The sequence below is a fragment of the Bradyrhizobium sp. USDA 4454 genome, from assembly GCF_054822705.1.
Genome location: NZ_JBTRCN010000001.1, coordinates 7,914,833 through 7,930,808, shown reverse-complemented (window position 1 = coordinate 7,930,808; position 15,976 = coordinate 7,914,833). Strand labels below are relative to the sequence as shown.

Annotated in this window: 8 protein-coding genes and 2 pseudogenes; 8 read left to right on the top strand and 2 right to left on the bottom strand. The window is 61.6% G+C overall.

The genetic code is table 11. The annotated features are described in order from the left end of the window. The first annotated feature begins 246 nt into the window (after positions 1 to 246). From ACVIW0_RS36915 to ACVIW0_RS36890, 6 genes and pseudogenes are all read left to right on the top strand, one after another. A pseudogene (locus ACVIW0_RS36915) lies at positions 247 to 4,581 on the top strand (strawberry notch-like NTP hydrolase domain-containing protein). After that, a complete protein-coding gene (locus ACVIW0_RS36910; protein ID WP_461356708.1) occupies positions 4,581 to 5,642 on the top strand; it encodes a DUF7146 domain-containing protein in 1,062 nt (353 codons plus the stop codon). The pseudogene ACVIW0_RS36915 and the gene ACVIW0_RS36910 overlap by 1 nt, the downstream one beginning before the upstream one ends. A gap of 326 nt (positions 5,643 to 5,968) precedes the next feature. Beyond that, positions 5,969 to 6,898 (top strand): DUF2493 domain-containing protein, encoded by a 930-nt coding sequence (locus ACVIW0_RS36905; RefSeq protein WP_461356707.1) that lies wholly within the window; start codon positions 5,969 to 5,971, stop codon positions 6,896 to 6,898. Positions 6,899 to 7,465: 567 nt separating this feature from the next. Continuing rightward, positions 7,466 to 7,762 (top strand): hypothetical protein, encoded by a 297-nt coding sequence (locus ACVIW0_RS36900; protein WP_461356706.1) that lies wholly within the window; start codon positions 7,466 to 7,468, stop codon positions 7,760 to 7,762. A 606-nt stretch (positions 7,763 to 8,368) separates the two neighbouring features. Further along, positions 8,369 to 8,692 (top strand): P-loop NTPase family protein, encoded by a 324-nt coding sequence (locus ACVIW0_RS36895; RefSeq protein ID WP_461356705.1) that lies wholly within the window; start codon positions 8,369 to 8,371, stop codon positions 8,690 to 8,692. Continuing rightward, a complete protein-coding gene (locus ACVIW0_RS36890; RefSeq protein WP_461356704.1) occupies positions 8,656 to 8,757 on the top strand; it encodes a hypothetical protein in 102 nt (33 codons plus the stop codon). The genes ACVIW0_RS36895 and ACVIW0_RS36890 overlap by 37 nt, the downstream gene beginning before the upstream one ends. A 298-nt stretch (positions 8,758 to 9,055) precedes the next feature. Here the strand turns inward: ACVIW0_RS36890 and ACVIW0_RS36885 are convergent, their stop codons facing one another. Beyond that, positions 9,056 to 10,798, bottom strand: a complete 1,743-nt coding sequence (locus ACVIW0_RS36885) for a hypothetical protein (protein WP_461356703.1) — start codon at positions 10,796 to 10,798, stop codon at positions 9,056 to 9,058. A 1,698-nt stretch (positions 10,799 to 12,496) separates the two neighbouring features. On the opposite strand from ACVIW0_RS36885, the gene ACVIW0_RS36880 reads away from it, so the two are divergent. Beyond that, positions 12,497 to 12,823 carry a DUF736 domain-containing protein gene (locus tag ACVIW0_RS36880; RefSeq protein ID WP_461346202.1) on the top strand — a complete coding sequence of 109 codons (327 nt, stop codon included), beginning with the start codon at positions 12,497 to 12,499 and terminating at the stop codon, positions 12,821 to 12,823. 138 nt (positions 12,824 to 12,961) lie between these two features. On the opposite strand, the pseudogene ACVIW0_RS36875 reads toward ACVIW0_RS36880, so the two are convergent. After that, positions 12,962 to 14,286 (bottom strand): annotated as a pseudogene (locus ACVIW0_RS36875) (DUF3422 family protein). Between the two features lie 1,294 nt (positions 14,287 to 15,580). Here ACVIW0_RS36875 and ACVIW0_RS36870 point away from each other — a divergent pair. Continuing rightward, the gene (locus ACVIW0_RS36870; protein WP_461346202.1) at positions 15,581 to 15,907 is read left to right on the top strand and encodes a DUF736 domain-containing protein; all 327 of its coding nucleotides are present in this window, start codon (positions 15,581 to 15,583) and stop codon (positions 15,905 to 15,907) included. Positions 15,908 to 15,976 lie beyond the last annotated feature (69 nt).

Below are 15,976 nucleotides of genomic sequence, written 5' to 3'. Positions count from 1 at the left end.
ATGCGAGCTACCTTCGCGGAAGCGGTCGCCGACGCTGACGACGGCCAAGCCTGGCCATCTTGGCAGTTCGGATACTGACGAACGCTCTGTGCGCGGCGCGCCGCTACCGGTGGGGCGCCGTTTCTCATGTCGGGCACGGCCTTGATGCTGAGAGGGAGAGGTCGGCCGGAACGAGGTTGAGCCGGTACGGTCCGAGAGAGAGCGCCGGCCGGCTCGCCCGTTCCCGCTCTCCTTAAGGCTCCTTTCATGAATGACCTTTCTCCGATCGCGGCCGATCAGGCCGCGCCGACCTCGCCTGTTCGCGCTCCCGAGGGCGCCAGCGTCATCATCGCTGCGGCGGAGCAGCTCCTTCCGCATCTCGAGCGTGGCCGACGCATCGACACCGCAATCTTGCGCGCCGCGATGGAAGTGGCCTTCGGCGCATCCGATGCGACGGGCGCGTGGGATTGGAAGATGGCCTATGACGCTTGCGAGGTCGCCATCGTCCTGTTTTTGCGCAAATACGGAAAGGCGCTGTTCCGCAAAGCCGCTTCTCCGGCTTCACGACTTTCCGCCTTGGACAAGATCGCGGGGCTTCTGCCGACCCACACGCGCCGCTCCGCCGAGAGCGAGGCTTTCCAGCAATTCTCGACGCCGATTCCGCTCGGCCTGGCTGCGCTGACCGCGGCCGCCATTACGGCGGCGGATCGCGTGCTGGAGCCGTCCGCAGGCACCGGACTGCTTGCCATCCTCGCCGAGATCGCCGGCAGCGGCCTCGTGCTGAACGAACTGGCCGAGACCCGTGCCATGTTGCTCTCGTCCCTCTTTCCGGCCAATTCCGTCACGCGCTTCGACTCGGCCCAAATCGACGATCATCTCGATCCCGCCGTTGTCCCGAGCGTCGTGCTGATGAACCCACCGTTCTCGGTGATGGCGAAGGTCTCCGGCCGCATGGCCGACACGGCGTACCGTCACATCGCCTCGGCCCTGGCGCGTCTTGCCGATGGCGGCCGGCTGGTCACGATATCAGGCGCAAACTTCTCGCCCGAAGCCTCAGCCTGGCGCGACGCCTTCGCCCGATTGCAGGAACGCGGCCGCGTGGTGTTCACCGCGGCGATCGCCGGCGCCGTCTATGCCAAGCACGGCACCACGATCGAGACGCGCCTCACCGTCATCGACAAGGCGCCGGCCAATGACCCGAACGCGCTCCCGGAATCGCCGGGAATAGCGCCCGACGTCGCGACGCTGCTCCGCTGGATCGCCGAACACGTTCCGGCTCGCTTGCCAGTTGCCTCGACTGGCGTACCTCCCGTGTCTGCCTCCTCGCCGGCGCCTCGCACTGTGCGCGGCTATCTCGCACGGGCCGCCGCACAGTCGGTCAAGGCGTCGGTCGCCGATCCTGAAGCCGTCGACCTCGCCTATGAGACGATCGTTTGGACCCCGCCCGTGGGCGCGCGCCTGAGCGACGCCATCTACGAGGAATTCCGGCTTCAGTCGATCCGGATCCCCGGCGCGCAGGCGCACCCGACCAAGCTGGTGCAATCGGCCGCGATGGCCTCGGTCGCGCCGCCGAAGCCGAGCTATCGGCCCCGGCTGCCGGCCAGCCTCGTCGGCGACGGCCTTCTATCCGACGCCCAACTCGAGACGGTGATCTATGCCGGCGAGGCCCATGGCAACTATCTCGCCGGCGCCTGGACGGTCGACGAGACCTTCGACCTGGTCATCGCCGGGCGCGACGACGCACCGAACGCCGTCCGTTTCCGTCGCGGCTTCATGCTCGGCGACGGGACCGGCGCCGGCAAGGGTCGTCAGTCTGCCGGCATCATTCTCGACAACTGGCTGCAGGGCCGGCGCAAGGCAGTCTGGATCTCGAAGTCCGACAAACTGATCGAGGACGCGCAGCGCGACTGGTCGGCGCTCGGCATGGAGCGTCTGCTGGTTACGCCGCTCTCGCGCTTCCCTCAAGGACGGGAGATCCGGTTGGCGGAAGGTATCCTATTTTTAACCTACGCTACGCTGCGGTTCGACGACCGCGGCGAGAAGCTTTCGCGCGTCCGGCAGATTGTTCAATGGTTGGGCTCCGACTTCGACGGTGTCATCATTTTCGACGAAAGCCATGCCATGCAGAATGCCGGTGGCGGCAAGGGCGAGAGGGGCGATGTCGCGCCCTCGCAGCAGGGGCGTGCGGGCTTGCGCCTTCAGCATGCACTGCCCAATGCCCGCGTCGTCTATGTGTCGGCGACGGGCGCCACCACGGTCCACAACCTCGCCTACGCCCAGCGCCTCGGGCTCTGGGGCGGCGAGGATTTTCCGTTCGCCACACGCGCCGAGTTCGTTGAGGCGATCGAGGACGGCGGCGTCGCAGCGATGGAGGTGCTCTCGCGCGACCTTCGCTCGCTCGGCCTCTATACCGCTCGCTCGCTTTCCTATGACGGCGTCGAATACGAGCTCGTCGAGCATCAACTCACCGATGAGCAGCGGCGCATCTACGACGCCTACGCCGGTGCCTTCAGCGTGATCCACAATCGCCTCGATGCGGCGATGCAGGCCGCCAACATCACCGGAGAGACCGGCACGCTCAATCGTCAGGCGAAGGTGGCCGCGCGATCGGCCTTCGAATCCGCCAAGCAGCGCTTCTTCGGCCATCTGCTCACCAGCATGAAGACGCCGACTCTGGTCCGCTCGATCGAGCGGGACCTGGCCGAGGGCCACGCCGCCGTCATCCAGATCGTGTCGACCGGCGAGGCGCTGATGGAACGGCGGCTTGCCGAGATCCCGACCGAAGAATGGAACGACGTCCGCGTGGACATCACGCCGCGCGAGTACGTGCTCGATTACCTCGCCCATTCCTTCCCGGTGCAGCTCTATGAGCCCTTCACCGACAGCGAGGGCAATCTCTCGTCCCGGCCCGTCTTCCGCGACGGTCAGCCCGTCGAGAGCCGGGAGGCCGTTGCCCGCCGCAATGAGCTGGTCGAACGGCTCGCGTCGCTTCCGCCTGTTCCCGGCGCACTCGACCAGATCGTGCAGCGTTTCGGCACGGATATTGTGGCCGAAGTGACCGGACGTTCGCGGCGGGTGGTGCGCAGCGGTGACCGCCTTGCCGTCGAGAATCGTTCAGCCTCCGCTAATCTCGTCGAGACCGCCGCCTTCATGGATGACGTGAAGCGCGTCCTTGTCTTCTCGGAGGCCGGCGGCACGGGCCGCAGCTACCACGCCGAGCTATCGGCGCGAAATCACCGGCTTCGCGTCCATTATTTGCTCGAGCCGGGTTGGAAGGCCGATGCCGCAATCCAGGGGCTCGGTCGAACCAACCGTACCAACCAGGCGCAGCCACCTCTGTTTCGCCCCATCGCGACCGACGTGAAGGCGGAGAAGCGGTTCCTCTCGACCATTGCGCGACGGCTCGACACGCTGGGGGCCATCACGCGCGGCCAGCGACAGACCGGCGGGCAGGGTCTGTTCCGGCCTGAGGACAATCTTGAGAGCCACTACGCTCGCGATGCGCTGCGCTAGCTCTATCTGCTGCTCGTGCGCGGCAAGGTCGAAGGCTGCTCGCTCCAGATATTCGAAGAGGCCACGGGTCTGAAGCTCACGGACGCGAACGGCATCAAGGACGAGCTACCGCCGATCACCACGTTCCTGAACCGGTTACTCGCGCTCACCATCGAGCTGCAAGGTGTGCTGTTCACCGCCTTCGAGCAGTTGTTGAACGCCAAGGTCGAGGGCGCCATCGCCAGCGGCGTCTACGACATCGGCCTGGAGACGCTGCAGGCCGAGAGCTTCATCGTCACCGATCGGCGCCCGATCTACACCCACCCCGCGACCGGCGCAGAAACCCGGCTGCTCACCATCACCGAGCGCCGGCGCAATCGCCCTATGCCGCTGGATCGAGCGCTCGATTATCTCGCCGATGCTCACGCAGTGCTGCTAGTCAACGAGCGCTCGGGACGCGCCGCGCTGCAGATTCCGGCGCCAAGCCTCATGCACGATGACGGCGAGATCGAACGCCGCGTGCGGCTGATCCGCCCCATGGAGCACCATCATGCTTCGATGAAGATGATGGACGAGAGCCACTGGCAGCCGGCGCATCGCGAGGCATTCGCCGCGGCCTGGAACGGCGAAGTCGTCGACGTCCCTGAGTTCGCCGAGAGCACGCTCCACATCGTCGCCGGCCTGCTGCTGCCGATTTGGAAGCGGCTTCCGAACGAGTCGACCGGGGTCTATCGGCTTCAGACCGATGATGGCGAACGCATCATCGGCCGCAGGGTTTCGCTAGCCTGGGCGGCGAATGCTTGCGCGACCGGCGTCAGCAGCTTGACCCCACAGGAGGCTTTCTCGGCGCTTATGGAGGGACGCGCTGTCCTTGAGCTCGCCGAGGATCTGCAACTCCGTCGTGTCCGCGTGATGGGCGCCCATCGCGTCGAACTGTCCGGCTTCACCGATACGATGCGCGACCGGCTACGCGCCTACGGCCTCTTCAGCGAGATCATCTCGTGGAAGCTGCGTATGTTCGTGCCGACAGACGCGACCGGCGCCGGGGTATTGGCGAAGCTGATCGACCATTATCCGGTCGTGCGCATCGGCGAGCGGGAGGCCGCCTGATGGCTACCGATAGCGCCTCCGACCTGGCCCGCCGTCTCGCGCGTGACGCCGAGGCGGTGTGCCGCCACTATCTGTCCAACGGCCGGCGGCAGGGCCGCTACTGGATGGTGGGCGACGTCCGCAATACGCCTGGTCGCTCAATGTTCGTGCGACTCAAGGAATCGGTGAAGGGACCCGTGGGCAAATGGACCGATGCCGCCTCGGCCGAACATGGCGATCTCCTCGACGTGATCCGCGAGAGCTGCGGGTTCACTGACTTTCGCGACGTCGTCAATGAGGCACGGCGCTTTCTCAGTCTACCGCGTCGAGAACTGGAGCCAGAGCCAAATCACCACCGATCGAGAAAATCGCCGGTGCCCCTCGGATCGCCAGAGGCGGCGCGGCGACTGTTCGGCATGTCGCAGTCGATCGCAGGTACGCTCGTCGAAGCGTATCTCCGCAATCGCGGCATTACGGCTTTGCACGAAACCGGAAGCTTGCGCTTTCACCCGCGTTGCTACTATCGGCCCGACGACCACAGCCCGACCGAGACATGGCCCGCGATGATCGCAGCCGTCACCGATCTTTCCAGCCACCTGACCGGTGCGCATCGCACCTGGCTCGACCCCGACGGCTTCAGCGAGACAGCGCTCGGCAAGGCGCGGATCGACGCGCCGAAACGGGCGATGGGCGACCTGCTGGGTCACGCCGTTCGATTTGGCGTAGCTGGCGAAGTCATGGCGGCGGGCGAGGGCATCGAGACGATGCTGTCGCTCCGCAGCGTGCTGCCGACCATGCCGATGGTCGCGGCCCTCTCGGCGGCGCATCTCTCCGCCATCCTCTTCCCCGGCACGCTGCGTCGGCTTTACATCGCCCGCGACGACGATCCTGCCGGTGATGGCGCCATGGCGACCTTGATCGACCGGGCGCAGGAGGCCGGAATCGAGGCGATCGTGATCTCGCCACGGCTTGGCGACTTCAACGAGGATATTCGCCTGCTCGGAATTGACGCCCTTCGGGCCGCGAGCTGCGCGCAGATCGCGGCGCAGGATGTCGCGCGCTTTATGGAGTTGGCGGCATAGCCGGAACGGGGAGGGGGCGCGGCCGCTTCGTTCCCGCGAGGCCAGCGGTCATGCTTCCCTCGGCGCCGGAGAGGACCGCTCCAACGGCCTTCTTAAGAGGGCGATCGGGCGGCAAGCGGCCCGGACCGGCAACCTCGTGGGCCGACTATTTTCCGTCGGCGGCAGAGCCGCCTTTACATCGCGAGGCAAAATAGTCGGCCCCCTTCGGTCCTCCGCCAAGGCTCCGGCCCACAGCTAGCGCTGCGGGTGCAAGTCCGGTCCGCCTGCCGCCTTCGTCGCCATGAAGGCCGCGATGGGCGCGGTCGATCCGAGGAGGGAAAACCGCAATGACCACCGACCACAACAACGATGTCGAGCCGCACCACAGTTCATCCCCGACCAACCACGTCCTCCAGGAAATTCAGCTCTATGGCTACCGTCCCTTCCACGATGAGCCCGATCCGCGGCGGCTCCCCGAAGCGCGAGTCCTCGCCGGCAGCATCGCCGACATCTTCGATGCCCTGGTGGTGGCACTGTCCGATACCCGTCTCGAGCCCGACCTCGAAGACCTGCTCTGGTCGACCGTGAACGTCTTCCACCGCGCCACCGACAGGATCGAACGCGAACTCGACGACAACGAGCTGGCGCAGCAGCGCTCGCAGCGGGAGCAGGACGGCAGCGAGGTCAAATCCGTCGAGCTGGAGCGACTGACGGCAGAAGGGCAGACGCTGATCGAGCGACGAGGCGCCTTCGAGCTGATGCGCGACCAGGCCGCCGATGAGTTCGAACGCCACACCCACTCGACTTGGCGGCCGCGCAACGGATCCAAGGTCAACCATCGCAATCTGACCTCCGCGATGATCGACAGCCGCGATTTCCTGGCCGCGAAGAAGCGCGCTGATGATCAGGTGCTTCTGCCTGCAGGACCGAAGGTGGTGCTGACCGGTGGGCTCGGCTTCAATGATCACCGGTTGATCTGGACCAAACTTGACCAGGTGCACGCCAAGCATCCGGACATGGTGCTGCTGCACGGCGGGTCGCCCAAGGGGGCCGAGCTGATCGCCGCCAAATGGGCCGACAACCGCAAGGTCCCACAGATCGCCTTCAAGCCCGACTGGACGAAGCATGCGAAGGCCGCCCCGTTCAAACGCAACGACGCGATGCTGGAGACACTTCCCATCGGCGTGCTGCACTTCCCCGGCACCGGCATCCAGGACAACCTCGCCGACAAGGCCAAGAAGCTCGGTATCCCGGTCTGGAAATTCGGCGGCGCGTGAGCGCTGCCGCAAATTCTAATGACCAGAAGCTCTCCGGCTCACTCGATGCCGCTGATCGTGCGACCAGCCGCGGCCCGGGCGCGTTCGCCGCAGCCTTGCACCGGCTTCGCTCGGATCACACGAAAAACCCTGGCATGAAAGCCAGGGCTCGTGATGCCACGGCGTACATCCGGCCGCGACGATCAGGCGCCAATTAGCACGATGTTCTTGCATAAAATGTGACCTTCGCGCGTCTGTTACGTGAACGTCGCGCTGATCACTCGCCCCAACCGTCGATGCAACAGGACGTCTTGCGAGGCAGGCTAAATTTCTACGGTGCCGTCTCATCTCGCAATGAACTGTTGTTCGTCGTACGCCAGGCAGGCGCTTCTATCTATCGGACCAATCAAAACTTCCGCAGAAGATGAACGAAAGATGTGACAGGCCGTCTTTAAGGATGTGGGCGCCGTCATGTTTGCTTTTACATAGCCAAGCCGCAGTATGCTCGGTCATGGAACTAGGACCTAGCTCTGCGCCGACCTAATATGCTTTGATGTGTAGGGTGGAAATGAGACGCGTGGTGCTCCAATGTACATGGTCATTCGCAAGTACACCAAGGTTCGTTCGGTTGCGGATGCCGCCCGCCGCGCGAAAAGCGGCATCGGGCAGATCCTAAGGGAGTCGCATGGATTCAGATCGTACTATGTGCTGGATGGCGGTGAAGGCGTCGGTCTCGCTGTGATGATATTCGAGGATCGCGAAAGCGCCAATGCAGCGAACAAAAAGATCTTGGAGTTCGTTCAAGCGAGTCTGCATGACCTCAATCTTGGAGACCCCGAGATCGTCGCCGGAGAGATATTGGTGAATATCCAATCTGATCAGTAGCGCGCCGCTTTCCATGGAGCAATGCGTCGCGGCTCGGAACGATAAGTTCCGTATTGAGAGACCTACTTGAAAAACACAAGATCAATTTGGGCGCAGCTGGAATCCTCTACCTGGACGTAAATCATTGGAAGTGAACATGGGAAAAGCTACGCCTCGCTCACTGAGTGTACGAAGGTCAGCTATGAATTGATGACGAACCCCGGCAAACAAGCGGCAGAAAATCTTCCTCTCGGATAAGTCGCGGCTCCTGCTTCACGCAATGCTCGGCGCGAGAGCACGGAGTTGGGTTTCGACCGGCTTATTGAAATGCGTGGCGCTAGCTAGACGGGATGGCGAACTGCGGGTTTGAACCTCGGCATTCCCTGAGCTAGGCAGGATTCTCCGCTTCCGTCGGGACTTTTGGAATGGAATATATCCCAGTTGCTGCTCCAGGGCGGCCACCGTTACGCTGCAGAACTACGCCGATATCATCGTCCGCATGTTGGTCATCGGTCTGCTCGGGATGGGCCGCGCTGGCCGTTAACGCACTCTCCATCTCTCTTGGAGAGGGCAAGGGCTGCGTGTGAGACGGTTTGCGATCTCAATTCCACGATCGCCACGGCTGAGGTGGTCTGCATTCTCGGTCCGTCCGGCTGCGGCAAATCGACCTTACTCGGCGCGCTGGCAAGGCGACTGTGGACGATCGGCCGATCCTCGGTCCGAGCCCGGATCGGGAATCGTTTTTCAATAGCACGCCCTATTTCCCTGGAAACGGATCGGCGACAATGTCGCCTTCCAGCCGAAGATATGCGCGGCATCGGCAAGGCCGAGCGGTACCGTGCCGCGGACGAAATCTTGAAGCGCGTGGCCTTGAGGGTTTTGAAAACTTCTATCCCTCTCAGCTCTCCGGTGACATGCAGCAGCGAGTCGAGACCGCGCCGGTACTCATAAATCAGCCGCGGGTTCTGCTGATGGACGAGCCGTTCGACGCGCTCGATGCCCAGACCTTAGTCTGATGCAAGAGATGCGGTTCGATGTCTCGACCAAAATTTTGACGACGATGGTGTTCGTCACTCATGATATCGAGGAAGCCTCGTTTCTGGCCGATCGGATCATCGTTATGAGCGCGAGGCCGGGACGGGCGATCCAAGACATTTGCGCGACCGCGGTACGGTGAGCTTGTGACCGAAAGCGATTTTGTTCGTCTCAGACGGCGCGCGCTCCATCTGCTACGACAGCCGAGCGGGAAAAATGCCGCATCCGCACCGTCTAAGCCGCTGGTCCAAGTCCCGGATTCACTTCAAATTCATCTTGTCAGCCATTCGTAACAAGGGGCTTGCCCTCTAAGAGCTCAACGAGGGCTTGAGTGTCAGATACGGAGATCGTTGGAGATAGGTAAACGACAGGCTGCTTGGCGCGGATGTGGCGAGCAAGCAAGCCGTCCTCATTTCCACATACGACCACACTGCGTGCACCGGTTGATTCGAGGTGCTCTGCCAAATCAATTCCGATACAGATTTCATCTGGGGTTCGGCCGCTCGTAAGGCTGGCCGTGCCGTGCCAAGGAGTACGGTTCCTCGTTGGACTCACATGAACGGTAAAGTGACCAACAGATTCCGGTTTTTGGTGAATCGACATACGCAGCGCATTCGGAAACACCGCAGCGACATCATCGAAGCCCACCGGATTCTTCGAACCTGTGTTGGCCTCATATGCCGCGCAATATAGAGCGGCTCCCCGCAAGGATGCGTCGATTAACTGCCGACGCAGTCGCTCAACCTTCTCATCATCCTGAGGCAAGTATATTGTCTGCATGGCTTGGACATAGAGCCGCTGCTCGCTCAACCCGGTTTGGCGCGCAATATCAGATACACAAGAATGTTCGAGAGAAAATAAAATTGGCTCGAAGAGAGGCGTTAACACACCTTCCGGATCAATCTCGGATAGTTCTTTGCGCATCTCATCGCGTCCGCGGGTGGACCATATAGTAGGTAGAATTCTCTCTACATCAGATAGGAAGCCAGCTTTGCGTTTGGCGAAGTAATGCATGGCCTGTTTGTGACCAGGCGTGCCTTGCACGCTCTTCTTAATCTCGGCGTAATCAATAAGACGGAAGAATCGTTGATCAATGGAGAATGCCTCTACAGCATCAGATAGGACTGCGCGGTAGTTAGCGATTTGTTCCAATGAAACCGTGTCAAAACAGGGGTAGCGCCCAGCATCACGACATGCAAGGATTCGCACTGGTACGATTGGGGCGTCTTTAAACGCGAACCAACTACGTATTGGAATGGACGATGCCGCAAGCTCGACCAGTAGACGAACAAAAGTGGGCTTATCGTTTACTTGAAGCCTCGGAGGATTGGCTGCGCCCTTCCTTAGGAGCTTTCGAGTCGCCGCGCATTCCGTTGGGTTTTTGATGCGCTTCTCACATTCCTGTATAGCTGCTTCAAAAAGATGCTTTATGCCGCATTTCTCGTCCGTCGCAGTGGGTTGAGCGCATTCTCGGGCGCCATCTCCGACCCGTTTGGCAACGTCTTCGATCAGCGTGGCCATTTTTTTCTGCGCGACGTGGCACGCACGTGACAAACTGTAGAGCGATATCAGCGTATAAAACTCGCCCATGTCGGGAAGCGTTCCACGATTCTTCAAAGGCGTAGATGTGCGAAATGGGAGGAGCAGGATCGCGAACTCGACCTCGCCACTTTGTTTAATTGCATGAGAGATTTGGCAGGATCGCTCATATCGGCCCGCCTCACTGATGAAGCCTTTTCGGATTGATTTTTCGGTCATGACTTCGCAAATCAGCGCCGCGGGGCCAATCTCTCCCAGGCGGTCGTTCCGCAGGACGCGATTCACTGCCTTTGACGAAAGATTGGTTACCAGTCGGTCTCCGAAATCTTGCAATGACCTTATTATTGAGCGCTCGAACATCTTGGCATCAATCTTGAGAGATTCAGCATTAGAGTCGCCCCTACGGGCGAGGGCGTCAATTCGCGTCAAGCGCTCAAACGTGCTGCCAAGCGCATCAGTATTGTATTCGATTTTCCGGGACATCCTGGCGTCTGTACCTAGTGGAGCTTCTTCCATACTCTGTCGTCATCATTGCCAATCTGAAAACCCAGCGCGATATCTTCGCCTTTATTTAGGATTCCACAATCGAACAAGGCTCCGTTCCGCCCTGGGCTCCCCCGATCGAGATGGAGTTAAAAGGCGCCCAAGCCCGTATCTACGATGCAGCGACCGGACACCAATAGAGAACAGTCGCTACTGAAATGACCTCAGATCCCATCTCGGCGGCGCTCCAATAGTGAGAGCCCGCGTGTTAGATAAGTTGCCGCCGATCCGTTCCGGGACTTCGCAACACGATACCAGATCTCCTCCCTGGCTGGTAAAAACTGGAGCTTCCCTTGAGCGTTGCGCGCAAGTCGCAAGCTTCCCGTCGCGCTTAGCCTGTTCCAGAGCCCTGCGCTCCATCTTCGGTTCGTTCCATCGGACGCCTGTAATTCTGCCTCGGCGAAAGGACTCGAAGGCGACTCGGAAGGTCAGAGCAGGACCCGCGGCGGCCCGCGGCTCCAATTCTGGTGCGGTCGACCATCGCTGAAGAGTTTCGAGCTGCTCCAGTCCGACAAGCGCGAGAACGTCACTGTCCTTCAAAATTGAGATGTCGCGAATGCAACGCCCCCAAGTTGGGTGTCTAAGTCTTGTGATTCCAGCCAGCGGCTGATTGCGTCTAATGGAGACTTGGCCTCAGCACTCCTTCTCGCAGTCGTGGTTGGAGTCCTCGCGGCTGGCACAAGGGGGTGAATGCGATTTGGCCCCGAGAACGCTCCGTTGGTCAACTACAAGAACCTGCAGGTGACGGAACCGACTTGATCCAGGATGTCGTCCGACTAGTCGTGCGAATCCTAAGTTCGCCAGTTATGACCGCCCTGCGTGGGTGATCGCTCATGAGCGATAACCTGCGCGCGTAGTCGCGCCGGCCACGGTCGCTGGATAGAGCGCCACCACGGGATCGCGCAAATGGCGGTGCCATCTGCGACTGCGCAGCCGATCTTCTCGATAATCGGCGCCATTGCCGTCAGCATCACAGCGTTCGTCCGCTTCACGGCGATGACAACGCCGGAGTCAACCGAAGCAGGGCAGGGCGTGTGGCTGACAGCCCCCAAAGGGGCGGTCGTAGGGCCAGATTAGGGGCTAGGCTTCGCGATATGCGTCTCACGCCACGGCTGCGGTGGGGCTGATGAGCACGGTGAAGCTCGGATCGCACGCAAAGGTCCATCTTGATGCGCCCGTCGGTGCAATGGCAGGCGCCACGGCGAAACTCGGCACAACGCGGCCAACAAGTCCGGGACGACGGGCGCCTTGGCGAGCAGTCATTGTGGTGACCATTTCCGTCCTTCTCGAATAGAGAGTTTCACTCGCCGTGGAATCTCTCGCCGGTAGCCGAAGGCATCGCGACCGTCGCCATGTTCCCCTTGATGTCTGCTTTTTCGCACCGAACGGCCTCTCCGATCGGTGGATCTGGCCGAAGGGCGGCTAAAGCCTCGACCGCCTATGGCGCAATGGCGCCGATCGACTTTCTTCCCTTGCCGGCTGCGCCGTCATTCCTCGCGAAACAACAAAGTCGCCCGGCTGCCATCCTTCGCTGGCGCTTCGGCCCCTTCGGTGTGCGCCGTCGATCGCCTCCGGCCTGTCGATCACCATCGAGGCCGCAAGGTGCGGGCTCGGAAACCGAGATCAAGGAGAACTACCATGGCGACCATCGGCACCTTCAAGAAGACCGGCAACAACGAGCTCACCGGCGAGATCGTCACCCTCTCGCTCCAGGCCAGGAACGTCCGGATCGTCCCCGAAACCAACCGCTCCGGCGACAACGCACCGAGCCACCGCGTCTATGTCGGCCGAGTCGAGATCGGGGCCGGCTGGTCCAAGCGCTCCAACGAGGGCCGCGATTATCTGGGTCTCAAGCTCGACGATCCGAGCTTCACTGCTCCGATCTTCGCCAACCTCTTCGCCGACGAGGAAGGCGAGGGCTTCAGCCTGATCTGGTCCCGCCCCAGCCGTCGCAGCGGCGACTGACCCGAGCCACAATGCCTCGCCCGGCCTGGCCCGGGCGGGGCATTACCTTGCGCGGGAGCCGGCCGCGAACTTGCGGCAGCGTCGCACCACGACCATGCGAGCTTCGCAGGACGGACGCACCGATTCCCTCAAGGAGCTTTAGTCGCAAGTAACCGAGGGCGCGTCGTCGTGCTTGAGGTGTCGCTTTCGGACATTGTAACTCACCAGCCAGATGACGCCGACCGCGATTGGCACGAAGGCTGCGGTCAGGAACGAGGGCTCTACTCGCAGTCCGACATCATGCGCGCCCTTGGCAAGATAGCTAAACAGGCTGACCACATAATATCCTATCGCCCCGACCGACAATCCTTCGACCGTGCACTGCAGCCGAAGTTGCTGTCTCGCGCGCTCGTTGATGGCCTGCAACAGGTCACGGTTCTGTCGTTCGATTTCGACGTCGACCCGAGTTCGCAACAGATCGGCGGCACGCGCGAGCTTGACCGACAGAGTCGCCTGGCGATCCTCCACAGTCGCGCAGGTTCGCATCGCCGGCGCCATGCGGCGTGCCAGAAACGACGACCAGGTTGGATAGCCCGAGACATCGTTGCCTTCAATGATGGACAGTCGCGATTGGACCAGCTCGTTATAGGCCCTGCTGGCGCCGAAGCGAAACAGGCTGCCGGTCGCGCCTCTCTCGAAGGATGCGGCCAGCGCCGTCAGCTCGGCAAGCAGATGGTTGTTGAACTGCAGCCCCTCACCGCTTTGCATCTTCTCGAGCGCCTCAACAAGACGGCGGTCGATGCGATCAACAGATGGTGCAAGCTCAAGGGCCGCCGACAGGCCAAGCAGCGCCAATGGACGGTAGGTCTCGATTTCCAGGAGCCGTTGCACCAGCGCTCCGAGATCGTGCGACGTCAACCCGAGGTCGCTGACGAGGATTTTTGTGAAGCCTTTTTCGTCTACGCGGAAGTCTGAGGCGGCAACGCCTAAGCCGCTCTTTGTGGCAACCATGGCCAGGCTGTTCTTGTCAAAAATCTGTTCGGCCCGCTTGATCGGCGAGGTGTCCTGCTCCACTTCTAGCCTGATTGCGACCAGCAACTGTCCGGTCTGACGCAACGCGCGGATCAGCGATCGGACGGTACCCTCAACTTTGTCAAATTGGTCTGCGGCAGAACAATTCACGTTAGTCCAGATCCAGGTGAATGTTGTAAATTCCGAATGCTGCTCCCAGCGTAGCGTAGCGGGCCCGATGACAATCTGATGAAGTTTCGCCGATTGCTCAGGCGGCGGAAGATTGCGCTCGAGACAAAAATCGATAAAACGGCAACGATCGCTTGTGGCTGCCTCGCCCTGTGCAAGAAAAGCGAAGTGGATCACGCTGAGGGCGAAACAAGGCGCGTGAAAGGGCGCGCGTGCACTTCGCCGAGCACGGCGTCGCGTTGCGGATGTGGCGTGAAGGTTCGCAGATCCAGTTCATCGATCATGTATTGACGCCTCGCTTCAGAGCGAGCAAGCAGCCGTCAGCCTTAACGCGGTAGGCAATGGCGGTGCTGAAAAACGGTTTCGCCAGCAAGCCGTTTCGCGACCTTGGCCGTGGCGCGCGCACCTTCCGACGAATGCCCAGATTTACGTGGACATGGTTGTCTGTCTCCAAATCCCACCGACATCGCCCGCCACCGAAGGCTGCCGCGCGCAAGTGAAGATACGTCGGCCCTTTCTGAAAGCAGGTTTCCGGTGGCATGACCGATGCCGCGCGAGACCGTGGCAAGCAGGAGCGTCTTTCGTTCGCCCACCGTGGCGAAGGCAGGCGGCCTCCGGTGTGGCGACCGCATTATCGATTGACAGTTTGAGGCCCAAACGCGACTCCCATCTTGATGCCGCCCCAAAACTTCTTGGCGCGGAGAGGCGGTGCAGGATTTGGGCCAGCACTGTAGAAGGGACACGTCCACGTCTTTTTGGACGCAATGTGGCTTTCGAAAACAGTCGGAGACGGGTTTCAGACATGGAGCGCGCTTGTAATCTGACAGAATGCGCACGTGCGCAGGCCACAGGGAATTGCCTGTTTCGGCACGGTGATCGCTCGCTTGGCGGCCCCATTATCTGAGGCGCCATGCTGTGGTTGGATTTGTCCATGCAGAGGAGGCCGGCGCGTGACCGCGCCCGAAGCCGCCGGGTAAAGCTTGGCGATGGGCTGATAACGTCACGTCGAGTGAGGTTGATCACGCAGCCGGAGCGCTCGTCGTCCTCGTCTTTGAGGTGACGCTCAGGCAGTGCAAGCGTCGCGGCTCGACAGATTGTCGCAGTGAGGCAGATACGTGGCAATGTCGTGAGCGATCGACCAAATAGCGGCGGATCACAATACGGCCGACAACTCGACTCGTCGGGCGTATTGCTCGAGTGTGGTCACGGAGGCTTAGATCCGTCGTCGGCACGCGGCCGAGAGCCAATCTCCGTCGAACTCGCTGGCCGGTCTTTGCGGGACGCCAGGATCGCCATGTTCTCTTGATTTCAGCTCTGTTCGGATCGAGCGCATCAACGGCCTCTTCGATGGATTGATCTGCCCGAAGGACGGCTGACGCCTCGACCGCCTAAGGCGCAACAGCGGCGTCACAGCTTTCTTCCCCTGCCGGCTGCGCCGTCATTCCTCGCGCGAGCCAAGAAAGTTGCTCCTTTGCTGTCAGGCCCCTTCGGGGTGCGCCGTCGATCGCCTCCGGCCTGTCGATCACCATCGAGGCCGCAAGGTGCGGGCTCGGAAAACAGAGATCAAGGAGAACTACCATGGCGACCATCGGCACCTTCAAGAAGACCGGCAACAACGAGCTCACCGGCGAGATCGTCACCCTCTCGCTCCAGGCCAGGAACGTCCGGATCGTCCCCGAAACCAACCGCTCCGGCGACAACGCACCGAGCCACCGCGTCTATGTCGGCCGAGTCGAGATCGGGGCCGGCTGGTCCAAGCGCTCCAACGAGGGCCGCGATTATCTGGGTCTCAAGCTCGACGATCCGAGCTTCACTGCTCCGATCTTCGCCAACCTCTTCGCCGACGAGGAAGGCGAGGGCTTCAGCCTGATCTGGTCCCGCCCCAGCCGTCGCAGCGGCGACTGACCCGAGCCACAATGCCTCGCCCGGCCTGGTCCGGGCGGGGCATCACCGCGCTCGAGAATCGCGAAGGCA